Origin of the sequence: Fulverythrobacter fulvus, from assembly GCF_037154085.1 — a bacterium.
GTDB classification, from domain to species: domain Bacteria; phylum Pseudomonadota; class Alphaproteobacteria; order Sphingomonadales; family Sphingomonadaceae; genus Andeanibacterium; species Andeanibacterium fulvum.
In genome coordinates, this window is record NZ_JBANRM010000001.1 from 629,790 (window position 1) to 649,880 (window position 20,091).

The window sequence follows — 20,091 nt, forward strand, 5'->3', positions numbered from 1 at the left end:
GCGCCGTACAGCGGGAGAGCTATTTTAAATTTTACACTTCGTCAACTTAGCATCAAAACATACCCGCGGCTTCTTCCAGCTGGGGAAGCGGTCGGTTCGCGATTTCGCGCGCAGTGTCGAACGGCACCCCCATGGCGAGCAATATATGCCCCGCTACAAGCTCGGGATGATCGGCCTCGCCTTCCCCCCGCAGCATGGTGGAAATGGAGGAAAGCGTGGTGCCCAGCACCAGATCGCGACCCAGCACGCTGCTGCGCAGATGCAGCAGCCCGGCCTCCATTCCCTCTGCCACGGTGAGTTCCGCCTGCCGGTGGGTTTCCGCACCGAAGACGATGCCATTGGCGCTGATATTCACCATCGACCACGCCCAGCGCCGATCCTGCAGCGCGCGGTGGAGATAGAAGCGGATGGCAGTGCTCGCCCGCTCGCGCGGGTCCGGCATTCGCGCCGTAGTGGCATTGACGATCTCGAGGAAATCATGCGTCACTTCATAGCTCACTGCCTCGCGCAGTTCCGCCATGCCGCTGAAGTGATTGTAGAATGTCGCGCGCGTCACCCCCGCCTTGGCCGCGATATCCTCGATCCGGGTGAACAGGCCTTCCTCGCTGCCGAACAGATCGAACGCCGCCGCCACGATATTCGCCCGAGTCCGCGCCCGCCTTTGCCGCCCGACTTCAAGCCGTCGTTCCTGCGCATGATGTTCCATCGCGCCTGCCTAGCCGCAAACGCCCGATGGGCCAACCTGCGCTTGAATCTGGGAGAGGGTTACTCCTCGCCCATCCGCAGCGCGGCAATGAAGGCTTCCTGCGGGATCGACACATTGCCGTATTCCCGCATCTTGGCTTTGCCCTTCTTCTGCTTTTCCAGCAGCTTCTTCTTGCGGGTGATGTCGCCGCCATAGCATTTGGCGGTCACGTCCTTGCGCATGGCGCTGATCGTCTCGCGGGCGATCACCTTGCCGCCGATGGCTGCCTGGATCGGGATCTTGAACAGGTGGCGGGGGATGAGGTCCTTCAGGCGCTCACACATGTGGCGGCCGCGTTCCTCGGCCACGGAGCGGTGGACGATCATGCTCAGCGCGTCCACCGGATCGCCATTGACCATGATGCCCATCTTGACGAGGTCGCCCTCGCGCATGCCGATCTGTTCATAGTCGAAGCTGGCATAGCCGCGGCTGATGCTCTTCAGACGGTCGTAGAAGTCGAACACCACTTCGTTGAGCGGCAGTTCGTAGCTCACCTGCGCGCGGCCGCCCACGTAAGTGAGGTCGGTCTGGATACCGCGGCGATCCTGACAGAGCTTGAGGATCGAGCCGAGATATTCGTCCGGCGTGTAGATCGTGGCCTTGATCCACGGTTCCTCGATCGTCTCGATCCGGCTGGGATCGGGATAGTCGGCCGGGTTGTGAAGGAAGATTTCCTGCGCATCCTCCGTCTTGGAAGCGCGCAGCTGGATGCGATAGACCACGGACGGCGCGGTAGTGATCAGGTCGAGATCGTATTCGCGCGTCAGGCGTTCCTGGATGATTTCCAGATGCAGCAGGCCGAGGAAGCCGCAGCGGAAGCCGAAGCCCAGCGCGGCGGAGCTTTCCATTTCGAAGCTGAAGCTGGCATCGTTGAGGCGCAGCTTGCCGATGCTTTCGCGCAGCTTCTCGAAATCGGCTGCATCCACGGGGAAGAGGCCGCAGAACACCACGGGCTGCACTTCCTTGTAGCCCGGCAGGGCCTCGGTCGCGCCGCCCTTCACGGTAGTGATCGTGTCACCCACCTTGGCCTGTTCGACTTCCTTGATCTGTGCGGTGATGAAGCCGATTTCGCCCGGGCCGAGTTCCGGCAGTTCGATGCGCTTGGGCGTGAAGCAGCCCACGCGGTCGATCAGATGCTGGGTGCCGCCCTGCATGAACTTGACCTGCAGGCCCTTCTTGATGACCCCGTCGATCACGCGCACGAGGATGACGACGCCCAGATAGGGATCGTACCAGCTATCCACCAGCATCGCCTTGAGCGCCGCCTCGCGGTCGCCCTTGGGGGCGGGGATCTTCTGGACCACGGCTTCGAGCACTTCGGCGATGCCGATGCCGCTCTTGGCGCTGGCGAGGACGGCTTCGGATGCATCGATGCCGATGATGTCCTCGATCTCGGCGCGGACCTTCTCGGGCTCGGCGGCGGGCAGGTCGATCTTGTTGATGACGGGGACGATCTCGTGATCGTGCTCGATCGACTGATAGACATTGGCGAGCGTCTGCGCTTCCACGCCCTGCGCCGCGTCCACCACCAGCAGCGCGCCTTCGCAGGCGGCAAGGCTGCGGCTCACCTCATAGGCGAAGTCGACATGGCCGGGCGTGTCCATGAGGTTCAGCTCATAGGTCTGCCCATCCTTGGCCGTATAGTTCAGGCGCACGGTCTGGGCCTTGATGGTGATCCCGCGCTCGCGCTCAATGTCCATGTTATCAAGGACTTGCTCGCTCATTTCACGCTCGGTCAGCCCGCCGGTGAACTGAATCAGCCGGTCGGCCAGGGTGCTCTTCCCATGGTCGATATGCGCGATAATCGAAAAATTGCGGATCTGCGAAAGCTCGGTCATCCCGCGCCCTTAGCCGGACTGAAACGCCCTGTCAGCAGGCGGAATGCGTCAATATTCCAGCTTGGCCTTGAGGTTCTTCGTCCCAAAGCGCGGAACGGAGAGCAGCATGGGGTTCTCGGCCTTTTCCGCCAGCGGGAAATGCCCCGGCGGCAATTGCGCCAGCGGCAGGCCGCCGGCGGCGAGTAGATAGGGCGAAACGCGGTTGCGGGTACACAGCCCCCCTGCCCCGTCTTCCACCAGCGGCGTCTCGAAGGTGAGGCCCTGCTGGTCCTGATGGCTGCGGACCACCTGCGCCACCGCAAGCTGGCCTTCCCCGAAATCGAGCACGAACTCGGTCCCCACCGGAACATCGAGCAGGCCTTCGATCATCGCGCCAGTGCGCGAGAGATCGCGCAGGACGACGTCGTAATAATGATCCTCATGGATCACATGGATGCGGCGATAGAGCTTGCGGCGCTCGGAACGCTGCTTTTCCGGGCCGTTCGGCATGATTTCCCGGTCATGCCCGGCAAGCAGTTCCTCGACTTCCTCAGGCGCGAGCGGCTGCGAATAGACGAAGCCCTGTACGTTCTTCACGCCCTGTTCGGTGACGAGGCGATACTCTTCCATCGCCTCCACGCCTTCGGCCACTGTCTCGATATTGAGCGCATTGGCCAGCGCCACGATCGCGCCGATCAGCTCGCCATTGCGGCTGCCATCCTCGAACGCGCCGCGCAGAAAGCTCGGATCGATCTTGATCGTCTCGAAAGGTGCGCGCCTGAGATAGCCGAGCGAAGACACCCCCGTGCCGAAATCGTCCAGCGCCAGACGCACGCCCAGCCGGCGCAGGGCCTTCAATTCGCGCTCGCTCACATCGCCATCGCCGAAATGCACGCTTTCCTTCAGCTCGCATTCCAGCCGGTCGGCAGGCAGGCCAGTGGAGGCGAGCGCATTGGCCACGATCTTCGAGAGGCCCTGCGTGATGATCTGCTGTTCGGAAATATTGACGCTGACGCGCACGTCGTCAGGCCAATTCATGGCGTCTTCGCAGGCCCGGCGCAGCACCCATTCTCCAATGGTGGAGATGAGATTGCTCTCCTCGGCCAGCGGAATGAAGATTTCCGGAGAAATCTTGCCGCGTTCGGGATGATACCAGCGCAGCAACGCTTCCAGCGCGATGATGCGATTGCTCTTCACCGAGACGATCGGCTGATATTCCAGCGTCAACTGGCCCTTTTCGAGCGCCCCGCGCAGATCGCGCTCGAGTTCGCGACGCAGCTGGGATTCGTTCTGCAGATCGCTGGAATAGAAGCGGAACTGGCCTCGCCCGCCATTCTTGGCCGCATAAAGTGCGATGTCGGCGCTATGGACCACTTCTTCGCGGGTCACGCCGTCATAGGGCGCGATGGCGATGCCGATCGACGCACCGATGGTGCAACGCCCTTCCGACAGCGAATAGGGCTGAGTCAGCATGGAGATGGCGTTCTTGGCGAGTTCCCCCAGCCGTCCGCGATCGTCGATATCCGGAATCAGCACCTGGAATTCGTCGCCGCCCAGGCGGCCGATCTCGCAGGTCGTGTCGAACACGCGCTGGATGCGCTGGGCGACCTGCTTGAGCAACTCGTCCCCGGCCTTGTGGCCCAGCGTGTCGTTGACCTGCTTGAAGCGGTCGAGGTCGAACATCATGATAGCGCAGTTGCGCTTGGCGGCGCGGAACGCAGTAAGCATCGCGTCGATCTTGCGCTGCATGCGCGGCCGATTGGCAAGGCCGGTAAGGGAATCGAACTGTGCCAGCCGCTCGGTCTCGTTCTCGGCGCGGCGGCTCTCGGTGATGTCGCCGCCATGGCCGCGATAGCCCCGGAAATTCCCCTCGGCATCGAATTGCGGCTTGCCGCTCAGCTGCCAGTAATAATCCTTGTCGTCGATATCGGCGCGGACAGTCAGGCCGTTGAAAGTCTTGCGCCCGCCGAACAGCAGCGAAAGGTTGCGCGGGGTGGAACCGTCGCCCGCCTGCTCGGTAACGAACAGCGAGTGGAACGGCGTGACGGCGAGGATCTCCGGCGCCTTGCCGAACAATTCGGCCATCGGTTCGGAAAGATAGGTGACATAGCCGTGTTCGTCGGTTTCCCAGAACCAGCCGATGCCGGACTTTTCATATTCCGCCATCAGGGCAAGACGGCGTTCCGCCTCGCCCAAGGGAATGGGCGGTGGCGCAGCTTCGGCGGCGACGCTCCTGCCGCCCCGCAACCCTCTCAAAATGCCCCTGCTCAATCCCGAATTCCTGCTGTCACCATAGAGGGCAGCCATGATTGCCTGCCTGTCATCATTCTAAACACACAGGGTTTATAAATCGCTAAGCAGCGCTCGCTCGGCCACGCTGGAGCGAAGCTGTCGGGCCGCTCACGCCGACTTGCGCACCGCGATATGACGTTCCAGATCGGGCCCGGCCTCGCTCATGATGGCGATGCGGCCGCTGGCATCGCGCTGCAATGGCGTTGCGAATTCCACGCCGATCCGGTCTTCCTCGCACCAGCGCGCCGTGGCGGTGATGGCGTGGCTGGCGGACAGCCGAATGCGGAAGACCGTGCCGTCCGGCACGTTCCACAGGCCTTCGATCAGGGCGCCAGTTATGGAGATGTTGCGGATCGTGCCGTTATAGAGCTGGCCGGCATGGTCCAGCACCACCTTGCGCAGCATGGTCTGGCGGGGCGCACGGGCCGAACGCGGGCCACGCGCGACCGCAGCAAGGCCGGTGCGCAGACGGTCTGCGGCAGCACTGGCGGAAAGCGGCTGCTCATAGATGAAGCCCTGCACATGGCTGCAGCCCTGCAGGCGGATGAGGTCCAGCTCATCCAGCGTCTCGACGCCCTCGGCCGTGGTTTCCATCCCCAGTGCCTGGGCAAGGCTGGTGATCGAGGCAATGATCGCGCCGTTGCGGCTGCCCGGCTGGGTCGCCCCGCGCACGAAGCTCTGGTCGATCTTAATCTTGTCGAACGGCGCCTTCTTCAGATAGCCGAGCGAGGAATAGCCGGTTCCGAAATCGTCGAGCGCGAGGCGCACGCCCACGCCCTTGAGCGCCGCGAACATCGCATCGGTGCCCTCATTATCGTCGAGGAAGACGCTTTCGGTTATCTCCAGTTCGAGCCGTTCCGGCTCGACCCCGGCTTCCGCGATCGCACTGGTAACGATGGCCGGCAGTTGCGGATTGGCGAATTGCAGTGCCGAAACATTCACAGCCACGCGGACATTGCCGGGCCAGCTTGCCAGATCGCGGCAGGCCGTGCGCAGGGCCCATTCGCCCATCTGCCCGATAAGACCGGCCTCTTCCGCCACCTCGATGAAGCGCGAGGGCGACATGGCCCCACGCGTCGGATGGTTCCAGCGCATCAACGCCTCGAAACCGCTGATCTGTTCGGTCGCGGTGTCGACCACCGGCTGGTAATAGAGTTCCAGCCCGCCATGGCTGATCGCATCGCGCAAATCCTGCTCCAACTGGCGGCGTTCCTCAGCGCGCGAATGCAGATCGTCGGCGTAGAAATGATAGCGCCCGCGCCCGCCATCCTTGGCCGCGTAAAGCGCAAGGTCCGCATTGCGGATCAATGCCTCGCTGGTGGCACCATGGTCTGGCGCGATGGAGATTCCGACCGATGCACCGATGACCACGCGGTGCCCTTCGATGGAATAGGGCTGCGAGAGGGAATTGATGATGTCCTGCGAGAGATAGGCCAACCGGTCGCGATTGACGCTGCCGGGAACGATCACCTCGAATTCGTCGCCGCCCAGGCGGCCGACCAGCCCCTTCTCGCCCACGGTCCGCTCGAGCCGCTGGGCCACCTGCTTCAGCAGCGCATCGCCCGCTGGATGGCCCATCGTGTCGTTGACCTGCTTGAAGCGGTCGAGATCGAGCAGCAGCACCGCACAGCAGCGGTGCATCTCGAAGGGCGCGTGAAGAATCTTCTCCAGCGACTGCGACATCTTGAAGCGGTTGGCGAGGCCGGTGAGCGAATCGTAATGGGCAAGGCGCGAGGCTTTTTCCTGCGACCGCTTGCGTTCGGTCAGATCGGTGCCCGAACCGCGATACCCCACGAAATTGCCGAATTCGTCATAGATCGGGCGGCCGCTAACCGACCACCAGCGCTCCTCCTGCACCGCAGCCCGCACCGCCAGTTCCTGAAAGGACGAACGGGCTGACAGATGGAAAGTCAGCCTGCGTTCCCCATCCGCACTGTTCGCTTCGAGATCGAACAAGTCAGTGAAACCCGTGCCAGCCAAGAGCTGAACATCCTCATGCCCGAGCACCTTGGCGACCGTGGGCGAGATATAGGTCAGCAACCCCCGGCGATCCGTTTCCCAGAACCAGCCCTGCCCGGTTTCCTCGTAATCGTTGAGGATATCCTCGGCCCGGTCGCGGATACGGTTTCGTTCGAACTCCTGTTCCTTCTTCCGGCGGGTCAGTTGCATCTGGCGCCGGCTGACCAGCACGGAAAAGGCGATGCAGCCTGCCAGCAATGCATAGGATATGCTGGACCCGGTCACTACCGCGACTGCCGTCCAACAGGAGATCTGGGCGGTGAAGAGCCCGGGCGCCTTGGCACTCTGGAGAATGGCGGCAAGCGAGGTGGTGACGATCAGCACGCCCAGCGCGAGAGGCCACGTCACACCTCCTCCAACTGCCCAGAGCCCCACGGCGAAACCATAAGCGAGCATAGGCACACCCACTGTCAGCAGCATCGTGCCGATGCGGAGTGCCAGCGTGGTCTTCCTGCGCTTTTCGAGCTTGCGGACGATCGGCGTCGCAAGCGGAACCGTCGCTGCGACAATGGCGAGCAAGAGGGACACCAGCGGGGGCACGGAATGCGCGACGATGCCGGCAAAGGCCAGCGTCACCACGACAACGGGCGCCATATGCGGCCATTGCGCTGCGACGAGCGAAGGAACGAATTCCCCCGTGTCCATCCGGCGCGAACGGGACCGTGAATTGCGGACGGTATGACGCTCGGCAATGGCGAGACGCTCGGCCACCGGGGCCACCCCTGGAGCAACGCTGCCAGGCGCATCGTCAGTGTTTAAATGGGCCGCTTCGGCCTGTCGGGCGAGGCCTTCCCCTCCTTCCTTCAGGATCGAGTTTCGTCTGGATGCAGCGACCGCCATATTCGCCCGTTGCCAGTTCCGCTTTGAGAAAGCGTTAATTGCCGGGCAAGCAAATCACGCCGCCGGATTCCGACGGTTTTACCGGGGATTGCAGGCAAGCCGCGCCCATGGCAGCTTGCACTGTACGGACGCCGGAAAAACCGCGGCCGGAAGGCGCGGAAATCGGGGAGATGGGCGATGCGGCATGTGGCGATCATCGGGTCCGGACCGGCGGGATATTACACTGCGGAGGCTGTGCAGAAAGCCTTCGGGGAGGATGCGCGGATCGACGTGTTCGATTGCCTGCCCGTCCCCTACGGCTTGATCCGCACCGGGGTCGCGCCCGATCATCAGTCGATCAAGGGCGTCTCGCGCCGCTACGAGCAGACCGCGCTGAGCGAGAATGTGCGTTTCGTGGGCAATGTCACCATCGGCAAGGACGTGACCATTCCCGAATTGCAGCGCCTCTACGACGCGGTGGTACTGGCCACCGGTGCGCCCGTGGATCGTTCGCTGGACTTGCCCGGAGACGATCTGCCCAACGTCTTCGGCAGCGCGGCTTTCGTCGGCTGGTATAATGGCCATCCGCAATTCGCCGCGCTCGATCCGGATTTGTCGGGCAAGACGGCTGTGGTCATCGGCATGGGCAATGTCGCGCTCGACGTCGCCCGCATCCTTTCCAAATCGCGGCGGGAATTCGAAGGCAGTGACATTGTCGGCCACGCGCTCGACCTGCTGGGCCAATCGCGGATCGAGCGGATCGTGATCCTCGGGCGGCGCGGACCACACCAGATCATGATGACGCCCAAGGAACTGGGCGAACTGGCCCTGCTCGAACGGGCATCACCCAGGGTCGATCAGCGCGACCTGCCGCCGGAAGGCGACGACGCCTTGCTGGAGCCGGGCCTGCGGAAATCGGTCACCCATCTGCGGGGCTTCGCCGCAATTCCCGAGGCGATCCATGCCGAAAAGCCCATCGAGATCGAGTTCGACTTCTTCGCTTCGCCCAAGGCGCTGATCGGCAATGGCAGGCTCGAGGCCATCGAGGTGGAGCGCACGGAAGTGAAGACCGGCCGCGCCCATGGCACGGGCGAAACCTACCGCATTCCCGCCTCGCTGGTGGTATCCTGCATCGGCTATCGCAGTTCCCCCATTCCCGACGTCCCGTTCGACGAAAGGCAGGGCCGCTTCGCCAATGACGAAGGGCGGATCATGCCCCGTCTCTATTGTGTCGGCTGGGCCCGGCGTGGGCCTTCGGGGACGATCGGCACCAACCGGCCAGACGGTTTCGACATCGCCGACAAGATCGCACAGGATGCCGCTTCGGGCGTGCTTGGCCCAGCGAAGAAACAGGGCCGCCCCGGCTTCGACGCACTCGCCCGGGAACGCGGGCTAAAACTCGTCACTTTCCGCGACTGGAAGAAGATCGAGGAAGCCGAGGAACGCGCCGCCCGCGAAGGCGCCCCGCGCGAAAAATTCGTCGATATCGGCGCAATGATGAAAGCGTTGGGATGAAGGCGCTGGATTGAACGCCTTTCCGGCCGGGGAATTCCCCCAGAGGCATTTGCCTTTGACAGTTCGCAACTGGAGGGAGCGAAAGTCTCTGCGGTAATCGCAAGCCCGCCGCGTTACCCCTCAGCTCGCCGACCCGTCTTCCACGGTCGTCCCGGCAACGCTTGCCGCCCAGTCTTGCAGGGCCTGCCCGTGAGCCAGCCAACGCGGCTGACACATCGCGTCGTAACGCTCGTAGACGGAAGGGTCGCCATCCATTGCGTTGAGCGCTTCAGTCAGCGCATCGCCGAAATCCTCGCCTACCACTGCCTGATAGCGGCCGAGGAAATAGTTGAAGGCCATCGCCATGCTCTTGTCCGCGAGGTCATCCTCCGCGAAACTGCCGGTGAACGAGGCCCAGGCGGCACATTCGATATCGTCCTGCGGGGTCGTGGGGACCGCCTCTTCCGCCGCCATGGCCGGAACGGCCACAGCGGCGAGCGCCGCCGAAGCGGCAAGCAGGAACGATTTCATCAAACCCGCATCGGCATAAGGACGTAGAGCGCCGGGCTCTTCTCATCCTGACGGATCAGAGTCGGCGCACCCGCATCGGCGAGGTGAAGTTCCACCGAATCGCCTTCGATCTGGTGCAGGATGTCTTTCAGGTAATTGGCGTTGAAGCCGATCTCGAAAGTATCGGCCGAATAGGCGGCAGGCACTTCTTCGGCCGCCGTGCCGTTATCGGGCGAGGTGACCGAGAGCACGACGCGATCCTGTTCCAGCCCCATCTTCACGGCGCGGGTCTTCTCCGTCGCGATAGTCGCCACGCGGTCCACGCCTTCGAAGAAGCTCTTCGGATCGAGCTTGAGCAGCTTGTCGTTACCGGTGGGGATCACGCGGCTGTAGTCGGGGAAAGTCCCGTCGATCAGCTTGCTGGTGAGCACCACGCCGCCCTCGCCGCCCAGCGTGAAGCGGATCTTGCTGGCAGACAGGTCGATCTCGACATTGCCGTCCAGAGCCTCGTCCAGCAGCTTACGCAGCTCGCCAACCGCCTTACGCGGCACGATCACGTCCGGCATGCCCTCGGCGCCATCGGGGCGCGGCAGCGTATAGCGGGCGAGACGGTGGCCATCGGTGGCGGCAGCCTTCAGCAGCGGCTGGCCATCGTCCGAGACATGCAGGAAAATACCATTAAGGTAATAACGGGTTTCCTCGGTCGAGATCGCGAAGCGGGTCTTGTCGATCAGTTCGGCCAGCACGCGGGCAGGCAGTTCGAAGCTGGTCGGCAGATCGCCTTCCACAATCACCGGGAAATCGTCGCGCGGCAGTGTAGGCAGCTGGAAGCGGCTGCGCCCGGCCTTCACGGTGAGGCGATTATCCGCGGCTTCGAGCCCCACTTGGCTGCCTTCGGGCAGCTTGCGGGCGATGTCGAACAGGAGATGCGCCGAAACGGTGAGCGCGCCCGGCGTTTCGACCGACACAGCAGCCATGCTCTCGACCACTTGCAGATCGAGGTCAGTCGCCATGATGCGCACGGTGCCATCGGCCGACGCGTCAATCAGCACGTTCGACAGGATGGGGATCGTGTTGCGCCGTTCCACCACCGACTGGACATGGGACAGGCAGCGCAGCAGCGTCGCACGTTCGATGGTTGCCTTCATCGTTCCTATTCAGTCCCCCTGGGGCGCACGGGCTGAATCGCCCGGGAGCGCGGGTTGCATGGGGAACAAGCCTTAACGCGGCACGCTGTCATCGCAAGGTTGCGTTTCCCGCAAGGGGCGGAATCTGGGGATAAACCACAGTCCCGTGCCGCAAGGGTTCAGTTAAATGAGCCTGCCAGCGTGTAATAGGTCGCGGTTGCCGCAGCATAAGCGCCGACCTTCTGCCAATCCAGCTCGCTGACCGCGTCGGTATCCAGCCCGTTCGCTTCCAGCCTGTCGAGCAGCGCATCCACCACTTCCTGCGGGAATTCATCGGCGACGAGGTTCACCCGCCCCTCGCCGATATTCATTTCCTCCTCGATGAAGGACGGCGGAATGCCGGCTTCCTCGAGGTCCACTGCGAGCCGGGTCATCACGATCCCGGCCATAGCGAGATTGAGATAATCCTCTTCCCGGTCGGCGGCGATTTCATGGACGCTGCGACAGGCATCGCCGATCACCTTCACCTTTGCGGCAAGGGCATCCTGTTGTTCCGGCGTAGGCTCCCCGGTCGACATGGCATCGGCGATCTCCCGCGCGAAGGCAGCCGGAACGATGGCGACAGGGCACTCCACCGCCTCCTGCGCCGTGGCATGTGCCGGAGTGGAGGCAAGCAGGCCAAGGGCCGCCGCGGGAACGAGGAGGAAACGCATCGGAGCAGGCCTTTCGCGGGCGTGAAGCAGGTTGCGGAAATGAATCAGGAAATCATCGCCATGCCGCCATTCACATGCAGCGTCTGGCCAGTGACATAGCCCGCCTCCTTCGAGGCGAGATAGGCAACGGCGGCGCCGATATCGCTGCCCTCGCCCATGCGGCCCATGGGGATGCGGGCGTTGAGCGCATCCTTCTGCGCATCGGGCAGCACGTCGGTCATCGCGGTGCGGATGAAGCCGGGGGCAACGCAGTTCACCGTGATGCCGCGACTGGCCACTTCCTGGCCCAGCGACTTGGACATGCCGACAAGGCCCGCCTTGGCGGCGGCGTAGTTCACCTGGCCCGGATTGCCCGTGGCACCCACCACCGAGGTGATAGTGACGATGCGACCGAAACGGGCCTTCATCATCGGCTTGCAGGCAGCGCGCATCAGGCGGAAGGCGGCCTCGAGATTGATCCTGATGACCTGATCCCACTCCTCGTCCTTCATCCGCATGGCGAGGTTGTCGCGCGTGATGCCGGCGTTGTTCACGAGGATGTCGATCTTGCCGAGCGTATCCACCGTGGCGGGCACCAGTTCCTCGACCTGAGTGGTGTTGGAAAGGTCGCAGGTGATCTCGACATGGTCATGCCCGTATTCGGCGTTCAGCTCGTCGCGAAAGGCGCGCAGCTTTGCCGAATTGGAACCCGAAAGCGCCAGCCGCGCCCCCTGCGAGGCCAGTGCACGCGCAATGGAAGATCCGATCCCGCCCGAAGCGCCGGTTACGAGGGCAGTCATGCCAGTGAGGTCGAACATGATTTAATTCCTGTCATTTGTTTCGCGCAAAGACCGCGAAGATCGCTAAGGATTATGCGCCTGGACGATGATCATTGACCAGACGGCGAATGCCTTCCTTCATGGTCATACCGGAGAAATTTAGAAGCAGCCCAAGGGGCTGCTTGGTCAATCTTAGATATGTCAGCAACTGTTTCGCGTGCAGCTTGGAAACTTGCTCCACCGATTTGATCTCTATGATCAGAGTGCCCTCGATGAGAAGATCAATCCGGAAAGCTGCATCAATGGTTAGTCCGTCATATTCGATTCCCACAGGAACCTGGCGGGAGACACGATACCCCCTTCGTTGCATCGCAGCAGCAAGCACGGCCTCATAGACGCTTTCCAGCAAACCCGGTCCCAGTTCTCGATGAATCCGGATTGCCTCGCCAATCACATCCGAACTGATCGCATCGACATCAAGCATCCCTACCTCTCGATCAAAATCTCTGCGATCTTCGCGATCTTTGCGCGAACCCCAAAAACCCTCAGAGTTCCTTGGCCAGAGCCTCGATATCCGCCATCGTCACCACGCTGGATACAGTGACGCCTTCCACCGTGCGGCCGATCATCGGGCCGACGACCTTGCCGCCCAGCTCGACGAAATGTGTCACACCAGCTTCGCCCATGGCGATCACGCTTTCGCGCCAGCGCACGCGGCCGCAGACCTGCTTTACCAGCAGATCGCGCTCTTCGGCCGGGTCGCTCACGGCGGAGGCAGTGAAATTGGCATAGAGCGGCAGGCGGAAGGCCGCGGGCGGAAGGTCGGCCAGCGCCTTATCCATCGCCTCGGCCGCCTGCCCCATCAGATCGCAATGGAAGGGCGCGGAAACCGGCAGGATCACGCCGCGCTTGATGCCATGGTCCTTGGCCAGTGCCACGGCCCGCTCGATCGCGGCGCGATGGCCGGAGAGCACGACCTGCCCCGGATCGTTATCATTGGCGATCTGGCACACTTCACCCTCGGCAGCAGCATCGGCCAGCGCCTGCGCCTTGGCGATATCAGCGCCAAGCAGCGCGCACATCGCGCCCACGCCCACCGGCACGGCAGCCTGCATGGCCTGGCCACGCAGCTTGAGCAGGCGAGCCGTGTCGGCCAGCGAGAAGGCGCCCACGGCGCACAGGGCGGTATATTCGCCCAGCGAGTGGCCGGCCACGCAATCGCCCTTGTCGGCGATGGTCAGCCCGCCTTCCTTCTCCAGCACGCGCAGAGTGGCGATGGCATTGGCCATGATCGCGGGCTGCGCATTCTCGGTCAGCGTCAGCTGGTCTTCCGGACCCTCGCGCATGATGGTGGAGAGCTTCTGCTGGAGAGCCTCGTCCACTTCCTCGAACACTTCGCGGGCAATGGCGCTGGCATCGGCGAGTTCCGCCCCCATGCCGACCTTCTGGCTGCCCTGCCCCGGAAATACGAATGCACGCATGTTTCAGTCTCCTGTCCCGTGCTGTCTGGCCCGCGCGGTTAGGTTTGCGCGTGCGCGGAGGCAAGCCCGAAGGGAACAATCCTGTTGGCTTCGTCATGCCCGATATCGGCGAAACCGAGGAAGGGAATGCCTGTGCGTTCGCACCAGAAGCGGGCGATCTCTTCGGGCTCCGATCCAAAAGGCCGGTCATTTTCCGGCACATCGCTCACCCGGCCCAGCCGCAGCCCGGCAATGTCCGAAAGGTGCTGGGTCACGTGGAAGAACAACCGGTCCACCGCGTAGAGATATTCGCTGACCTCCTCCACCATCACTACATGGCCCGAAAGGTCCGGCATCAGCTCGGTGCCGCACAGCATGGCGAGCGTCATCAGGTTGAAGGCCACCACGGGGTGCTGGTCGATATGCGGCTCGAGGCCGGAATGATCCCCCGCGAGCCATGCGAGGCTGCGGCGCACGGCATTCTCGCCGCCGGCACGCCGGATATCGACCGGCATGGGCGCATGGACCCCCTGACCGATCCCCGCGCGGTAGAGGGCTGCGAGCAGATAGCCGCCATCGGAATAGCCAAGGAACACCTTGCCCTGCGCCGCCTCGCCCATCCCCGCCAGGGCCTGCGCGGCGATCCGGTTCGCGCCATAGCCGCCCCGCGCGAACCACACGGCATCGAACGCCGGATCGTTGGCGCATTCCAGCAGGGCGGCCAGCCGCTGTTCGTCCGAACCGGCAAAGTGGCCTTGCGAGAGATAGACCTGCTCGTGAAAGGCCAGTTCCAGCGAAGGGAACTCCGCCGCCACGGCCTCCACCCGCGCCACATCTTCGGGCGTCAGCGGGGTGGACGGGGCACAGATTGCGATGCGGGTCATGCCTGCCCCTGATAGTCGGCTTGTGTTGTCCGGCACAACTGCATAGCGAGAACGGCATGAGCGAAACCGCCGACCTAACTTCCCACCCCTGGTTCTTCTGCGGCATCGGCGGATCGGGAATGCTGCCGCTGGCCATGATCCTCAAGGGACAGGGCGCCACTATCGCCGGGTCCGACCGCAGCCGCGATCAGGGCCGCACGCCCGAGAAATTCGCCTGGCTGGAGCGGGAGGGGATCGCCCTGTTCCCGCAAGACGGCAGCGGCGTGACCTCGCCCGATCAGGTGCTGATCGCCTCTGCCGCCGTGGAAGATACCGTGCCCGAAATGGTCCGCGCGAAGGAACTGGGCTGCGCGCGGATGACGCGGGCGGAACTGCTTTCCACCCTGTTCAACCGCGCGGCCTGCTCCGTGGCCATTGGCGGCACCAGCGGCAAGTCCACCGTCACCGGCATGAGTGGCTGGATCATGCAGCAGGCCGGGCGCGATCCCACGATCATGAACGGCGCGGTGATGAAGAACTTCGCCTCGGCGGAAGTCCCCTTCGCCAGCGCGCGGGTTGGCGCGGGCGATGTGTTCGTTTCCGAAGTGGATGAGAGCGACGGTTCCATCGCGCTCTATCGCCCCTCGGTTGCCGTGCTGCTCAACGTCAGCCTCGATCACAAGGGCATGGACGAATTGCGCGTGCTGTTCGGCGATTTCCTCGCCGTATCGGGCGCCGCAGCCGTGAATGCCGACGATGCGGAGGCGATGGCCCTCGCCTCGCGCGCGGCCAGGCTCGTCACTTTCGGGATCGAGAGTGCAACGGCGGATATTGGCGTGGTTCCCGGCTCGGTTTCCGAAAGCGCCACCGGCATCGCCGCACAAGTGGTGGAGCGCAAGACGGGCGAGCACTTCGCCCTCACTCTCGCCATGCCGGGCCGCCACAACCTCTCCAACGCGCTGGCGGCCATTGCCGGAGCGAAAGCCGCAGGAGTGCCAGTGGCGGAAGCGGTGGCCGCGCTGGCAAGCTTCAAGGGCCTCGCCCGGCGGTTCGACGTGATCGGCACCAGCCCTTCCGGCATCACGGTGATCGACGATTTCGGCCACAACCCCGAAAAATGCGCCGCCACCCTGCGCACGCTGAAAAGCCAGCCGGGCCGCGTGATCGCCTTCTTCCAGCCCCATGGCTATGGCCCGCTGCGCCAGATGGGCCATGAACTGGCGGAAGTCTTCGCCCGCCTGCTCGGCCCGGAAGACCTGACCTTCCTGTGCGACCCGGTCTATTTCGGCGGCACGGTCGACCGCAGCGAAGGCAGCGAGCGGATCGTGGGCCTGATCGAGGAAGCAGGCGGCCACGCCGAATATATCCCCAGCCGCGAGGATTGCGCCGAACGCATCCTAACCCTCGCCCGCCCCGGCGACCGCATCGTGATCATGGGCGCCCGCGACGACACCCTGACCGCGCTGGCGCAGGGGCTGCTGGAGAAGTTGGGGTAACTGCCTACCATTTTACCACCTCGTCATTCCCGCGAAGGCGGGAATCCAGTTTCAACCGTTGCTGCTGGATCCCCGCCTTCGCGGGGATGACGAAAAGATGGTTTGGCTCCCGCTATTCCCCCCAGCTCGCTCACTTCATCTTATAAAACCGGATCTTCACCGCCGGACCTTCGGCAGGATCGGCCATTTCCAGCGTGCCGATGAAGGCTGTCTTGGACATCCATTCATATTTGCCCAGCGGCGCCTCGAACACCGGATGGGTGCGCACTGGCGCGGGCGCAGCGCCTTCCGTCGGCGGGCACAGGGCGCCCTTGTTGATGACGTTGATCACCACGCCGTCATCGGTCTTGAGGAAGTAGTCCGCCTCCACTTCGGTGCAGCCATCGGCGCGGGTCAGCTGCCAGTCCCAGCCGCCGGGAACGATCTCGCCCTTTATGCCCGGCCCTTCGAAGCGGCCACCGGTGATGGGGATGATGCGGCGTTCGCCCTTGGAAGTCTTGCCCACTTCCACCACCGGGCCGAGCTTCACAATCTCTTCCAGCACGAATTCCGCATTCGGCGCGGGCGGGGCATCGGCGGCCAATGCCGGACCTGCCAGCAGCGCGGCAGCCATGACGGCCGGCGCAATCACCTTTTGCATCAAATCCTCCCCTGTCAGTCTTTTCCGGACCAATTGAAGCCGATCAGGAACCTTGCGGCAAGTGGCTGAAAGTGCGGTTTCGTTTTCCTACACATCTGATTTCTGCTTGGGTGGCGCGGTAAATGCTGCCCTGCCCCTGAAACGCCCCTTCCCCCGACGAAAACCGCTCAAACGAAAAGTCACACGCTGAGCCGGAAAAATTCACTGAAAGCACTGTTTTAAAATAATAAATTCCGACCATTCATCCGAGTTTCGCCCCGCATTCCGCGTCAACTTCTCTTTACCTCGCCAACCAGCACTCTGCCATTGCCTGCCGGGCGCCCATCCTTTCCTTGCAATTGCGCCCCAAACCTGTATGTGCGCCGCTTCCTCGGCTCTAGGGCGGCGGAAAGAAGAAGGCCGGAGGGGTCCCCGCATGGGGCGGGACAAACCAGCGATCGGCATAACAGTGAAAGGAACGCACATGCCGTTTTACGAGCATGTTTTCCTGGCGCGTCAGGACCTGAGCCAGGCTCAGGTGGATACTCTGGCCGCCGGCGCCACGGAAATCGTGGAACAGGGCAACGGCAAGGTCACCAAGACCGAGACCTGGGGCCTCAAGAACCTCGCCTACAAGATCGATCGTAACCGCAAGGCGCATTTCGTCCTGCTGAACATCGAAGCTCCGGGCGATGTCGTGGCCGAGCTGGAACGCCAAGCCCGCATCAACGAAGATATCATCCGCTACATGACCGTTCGCGTCGACGAGCTTGAAGAAGGCCCGTCCGTAATGATGCGCAAGAACGAGCGTGAGCGCCGCCGCAGCCGTGAGAGGGGTGAAGACTGATGGCCCGTCCGTTTTTCCGTCGCCGCAAGAGCTGCCCGTTCTCGGCCAAGAATGCACCGAGCATCGACTATAAGGACGTGCGTCTGCTTCAGGGCTTCATGTCCGAACGTGGCAAGATCGTTCCGAGCCGTATCACCGCCGTTTCCGCGAAGAAGCAGCGCGAACTGTCGACCGCGATCAAGCGCGCTCGCCAGATCGGCCTTCTGCCGTATATCGTGAAGTAAGGAGCGCTCAGCCATGGAAATCATCCTGCTCGAACGCATCGAAAAGCTCGGCACGATCGGCGACGTTGTCACCGTGAAGGACGGCTATGCCCGTAACTTCCTGCTTCCGCAGAAGAAGGCCCTTCGCTCGAACAACGCCAACCGCGCCGTCTTCGAAGCCAACCGCGAACGCCTGGAAAAGGAAAACGCGGAACGCCGTGTCGAGGCCGAACAGGCCGGCACCACGCTCGATGGCGTGGAAGTCGTGCTGATCCGCGCTTCGTCCAACTCCGGCCAGCTTTACGGTTCGGTCAACGTGCGCGACATCGCCGCAGCCCTTGAAGAAAAGGGCCACAAGGTCGACAAGCGCCAGGTTGTCATGGGCAGCCCGATCAAGTCGATCGGCATGTCCGACGTCACCGTTGCTCTGCACCCGGAAGTTCGCGTCACGATCAAGGTCAATGTGGCCCGTTCGGACGACGAAGCCGCGCTGCAGAGCCAGGGCGTCGACGTGATGGCCCAGATGTTCGAAGACGAACGCAACGAGAGCGAAGGCTTCACCGAAGCCGTCGATCCCAATGCGGAACCGGGCGAAATCCCTGCCGACCTTCTCGAAGGTGCAGACGAGGAAGCCGGCGCCTAAGCGCCACTTCCGGTCCATATGGCCCATTCGAAAGGGCGCGGTTCCGCAAGGTTCCGCGCCCTTTTGCTTTCTGCGCCATATCGCCTTTGAAATGTAGGAATTCGCGCGTTAGCTTGCGCCATGAGCCTCACCACACGCGAAGCCATCGCCGAACTTGCCCGTCTGTTCGACGAGACCGTTTCGACCCTGCGCGCCGACATCCTCGCCTATGCCGAAACCGGCGCCTTGCCCGATGCCGAAAAGCGGCTCGACGGTTCCTATTGCTATCCCGAACTGGTGGTGCATTTCAGCGGCGAAGGCGAACGTTCGGAAGCGCCGCGCGCCTATGGCCGCCTGCAGGTGGCGGGCACCTACGCCACCACCATCACTCGCCCAGCCCTGTTCGCGGATTACCTTGCCGAACAGCTGGACCTGATCGCCGCCGATTACGATGTGCGCTTCGAAGTGCGGCAATCGCGGCAGGAAATGCCCTTCCCCTATGTGCTGGACGGCGAAGCGGGCGCGCGGCTCGCCGGCATTCCGCCCACGGAACTGGCGCGGCACTTTCCCAGCACGGACCTTGCCCTGATCGGCGACGAACTGGCCGACGGGATCGAAGTCGCCCTGCCCGGCGATCCCATTCCGCTGTCGCTGTTCGACGGCTTGCGCACCGATTATTCGCTCGCCCGCCTCGCCCATTATACCGGCACGCGGCCAGAGCATTTCCAGCGCTTCGTGCTGTTCACCAATTACCACCGCTATGTCGACGAATTCGTGGACTGGGCCGGCGCGCAGCTGGGTCAGGATGGCTATGTCGCCCTGTCCGGCGCGGGCGGGCTTTATCTCGACCAGCCAACCAAGGGCGCGCGCGAGCAACTGTCCGACACCGCATGGCGCCGCCACCAGATGCCCGCCTATCATCTGATGCGGGAAGATGGATCGGGGATCACGCTGGTCAATATCGGCGTCGGCCCCTCCAACGCCAAGACCATCTGCGATCACGTGGCGGTGCTGCGGCCGGAGGCATGGCTGATGATCGGCCATTGCGGGGGCCTGCGTCCCAGCCAGGCGATCGGCGATTACGTGCTCGCCCATGCCTATCTGCGCGACGATCATGTGCTCGATCCGGTCCTGCCGCCCGAAATCCCCATTCCCGCGATTGCGGAGGTCCAGCAGGCGCTGGCCGCAGCGGCGGAGGATGTCAGCGGGCAGCACGGGGCGGACCTCAAGAAGCGCATGCGCACCGGCACGGTGGTGACGACGGACGACCGGAACTGGGAACTGCGCTACACCCATTCGGCGCTGCGCCTCTCGCTCAGTCGCGCGGTGGCCATCGAGATGGAAAGCGCCACTATCGCCGCCCAGGGCTATCGCTTCCGCGTGCCCTACGGCACCCTCCTCTGCGTCTCCGACAAGCCGCTGCATGGCGAGATCAAGCTGCCGGGGCAGGCGAACAAGTTCTACGAGGAAGCCATCGCGGCCCACCTCCAGATCGGCATCCACGCCTGCCAGCACCTGCGCGCCGAAGGCCCCCGCCTGCACAGCCGCAAACTGCGCGCCTTCAACGAGCCACCATTCAGGTAACGCATTTCGTCATTGCGAGGGGCAAAGCCCCGAAGCAATCCAGGGCCTGGTGCGCAAACGCCCTGGATTGCCTCGCTACGCTCGCAATGACGAATGAAGGAAG

At 63.3% G+C, this 20,091-nt stretch carries 18 protein-coding genes; 6 read left to right on the forward strand and 12 right to left on the reverse strand.

Going from position 1 to position 20,091, the window contains the following annotated elements; genetic code table 11:
* Positions 1 to 52 precede the first annotated feature (52 nt).
* The 4 genes from WFP36_RS02965 to WFP36_RS02980 all read right to left on the reverse strand — a co-directional run bounded on the left by WFP36_RS02965 (position 53) and on the right by WFP36_RS02980 (position 7,584).
* Positions 53 to 706 (reverse strand): TetR/AcrR family transcriptional regulator, encoded by a 654-nt coding sequence (locus tag WFP36_RS02965; protein WP_336977705.1) that lies wholly within the window; start codon positions 704 to 706, stop codon positions 53 to 55.
* 59 nt (positions 707 to 765) lie between these two features.
* Positions 766 to 2,583 carry a translation elongation factor 4 gene (lepA, locus tag WFP36_RS02970; RefSeq protein WP_336977707.1) on the reverse strand — a complete coding sequence of 606 codons (1,818 nt, stop codon included), beginning with the start codon at positions 2,581 to 2,583 and terminating at the stop codon, positions 766 to 768.
* A gap of 48 nt (positions 2,584 to 2,631) precedes the next feature.
* A complete protein-coding gene (locus WFP36_RS02975) occupies positions 2,632 to 4,728 on the reverse strand; it encodes an EAL domain-containing protein (RefSeq protein ID WP_336977709.1) in 2,097 nt (698 codons plus the stop codon).
* A 234-nt stretch (positions 4,729 to 4,962) separates the two neighbouring features.
* On the reverse strand, positions 4,963 to 7,584 hold the full coding sequence (locus WFP36_RS02980) for an EAL domain-containing protein (protein WP_336977711.1): 2,622 nt from the start codon (positions 7,582 to 7,584) through the stop codon (positions 4,963 to 4,965).
* Positions 7,585 to 7,890: 306 nt separating this feature from the next.
* Between WFP36_RS02980 and WFP36_RS02985 the strand changes: the two genes are divergently transcribed.
* The gene (locus WFP36_RS02985) at positions 7,891 to 9,207 is read left to right on the forward strand and encodes an FAD-dependent oxidoreductase (protein WP_336977713.1); all 1,317 of its coding nucleotides are present in this window, start codon (positions 7,891 to 7,893) and stop codon (positions 9,205 to 9,207) included.
* Positions 9,208 to 9,327: 120 nt separating this feature from the next.
* On the opposite strand, the gene WFP36_RS02990 is transcribed toward WFP36_RS02985, so the two are convergent.
* The 7 genes from WFP36_RS02990 to WFP36_RS03020 form a co-directional block, all read right to left on the reverse strand.
* Positions 9,328 to 9,717 (reverse strand): hypothetical protein, encoded by a 390-nt coding sequence (locus WFP36_RS02990; RefSeq protein WP_336977715.1) that lies wholly within the window; start codon positions 9,715 to 9,717, stop codon positions 9,328 to 9,330.
* A complete protein-coding gene (dnaN, locus tag WFP36_RS02995; protein WP_336977717.1) occupies positions 9,717 to 10,844 on the reverse strand; it encodes a DNA polymerase III subunit beta in 1,128 nt (375 codons plus the stop codon). Before dnaN ends, WFP36_RS02990 begins: the two co-directional genes overlap by 1 nt.
* Positions 10,845 to 11,002: 158 nt before the next feature.
* Positions 11,003 to 11,536, reverse strand: a complete 534-nt coding sequence (locus WFP36_RS03000; protein WP_336977718.1) for a hypothetical protein — start codon at positions 11,534 to 11,536, stop codon at positions 11,003 to 11,005.
* 44 nt (positions 11,537 to 11,580) lie between these two features.
* Positions 11,581 to 12,333 (reverse strand): 3-oxoacyl-[acyl-carrier-protein] reductase, encoded by a 753-nt coding sequence (fabG, locus tag WFP36_RS03005; protein WP_336977720.1) that lies wholly within the window; start codon positions 12,331 to 12,333, stop codon positions 11,581 to 11,583.
* A gap of 52 nt (positions 12,334 to 12,385) precedes the next feature.
* On the reverse strand, positions 12,386 to 12,778 hold the full coding sequence (locus tag WFP36_RS03010; RefSeq protein WP_336977721.1) for a GxxExxY protein: 393 nt from the start codon (positions 12,776 to 12,778) through the stop codon (positions 12,386 to 12,388).
* A 61-nt stretch (positions 12,779 to 12,839) separates the two neighbouring features.
* The gene (gene fabD / locus WFP36_RS03015; protein ID WP_336977723.1) at positions 12,840 to 13,775 is read right to left on the reverse strand and encodes an ACP S-malonyltransferase; all 936 of its coding nucleotides are present in this window, start codon (positions 13,773 to 13,775) and stop codon (positions 12,840 to 12,842) included.
* A gap of 38 nt (positions 13,776 to 13,813) precedes the next feature.
* Complete coding sequence (locus tag WFP36_RS03020) at positions 13,814 to 14,638, reverse strand: LD-carboxypeptidase (protein ID WP_336977725.1); 825 nt, start codon at positions 14,636 to 14,638, stop codon at positions 13,814 to 13,816.
* Between the two features lie 56 nt (positions 14,639 to 14,694).
* On the opposite strand from WFP36_RS03020, the gene WFP36_RS03025 reads away from it, so the two are divergent.
* Positions 14,695 to 16,113, forward strand: coding sequence for a UDP-N-acetylmuramate--L-alanine ligase (locus WFP36_RS03025; RefSeq protein WP_336977727.1), 1,419 nt, complete (start codon positions 14,695 to 14,697; stop codon positions 16,111 to 16,113).
* Between the two features lie 130 nt (positions 16,114 to 16,243).
* Here the strand turns inward: WFP36_RS03025 and WFP36_RS03030 are convergent, their stop codons facing one another.
* Positions 16,244 to 16,753 (reverse strand): DUF3237 domain-containing protein, encoded by a 510-nt coding sequence (locus WFP36_RS03030; RefSeq protein WP_336977729.1) that lies wholly within the window; start codon positions 16,751 to 16,753, stop codon positions 16,244 to 16,246.
* A 463-nt stretch (positions 16,754 to 17,216) separates the two neighbouring features.
* Here WFP36_RS03030 and rpsF point away from each other — a divergent pair, with 463 nt between their 5' ends.
* The 4 genes from rpsF (at position 17,217) to WFP36_RS03050 (ending at position 19,988) form a co-directional block, all read left to right on the forward strand.
* Positions 17,217 to 17,579: a 30S ribosomal protein S6 gene (gene rpsF / locus WFP36_RS03035; RefSeq protein ID WP_054530109.1), complete on the forward strand. Its 363-nt coding sequence runs from the start codon at positions 17,217 to 17,219 to the stop codon at positions 17,577 to 17,579.
* Positions 17,579 to 17,803 carry a 30S ribosomal protein S18 gene (gene rpsR, locus WFP36_RS03040; RefSeq protein ID WP_054530110.1) on the forward strand — a complete coding sequence of 75 codons (225 nt, stop codon included), beginning with the start codon at positions 17,579 to 17,581 and terminating at the stop codon, positions 17,801 to 17,803. The genes rpsF and rpsR overlap by 1 nt, the downstream gene beginning before the upstream one ends.
* A gap of 13 nt (positions 17,804 to 17,816) precedes the next feature.
* A complete protein-coding gene (rplI, locus tag WFP36_RS03045; protein ID WP_336977733.1) occupies positions 17,817 to 18,425 on the forward strand; it encodes a 50S ribosomal protein L9 in 609 nt (202 codons plus the stop codon).
* A 120-nt stretch (positions 18,426 to 18,545) separates the two neighbouring features.
* A complete protein-coding gene (locus WFP36_RS03050; protein ID WP_336977735.1) occupies positions 18,546 to 19,988 on the forward strand; it encodes an AMP nucleosidase in 1,443 nt (480 codons plus the stop codon).
* The last annotated feature ends 103 nt before the right edge of the window (positions 19,989 to 20,091 follow it).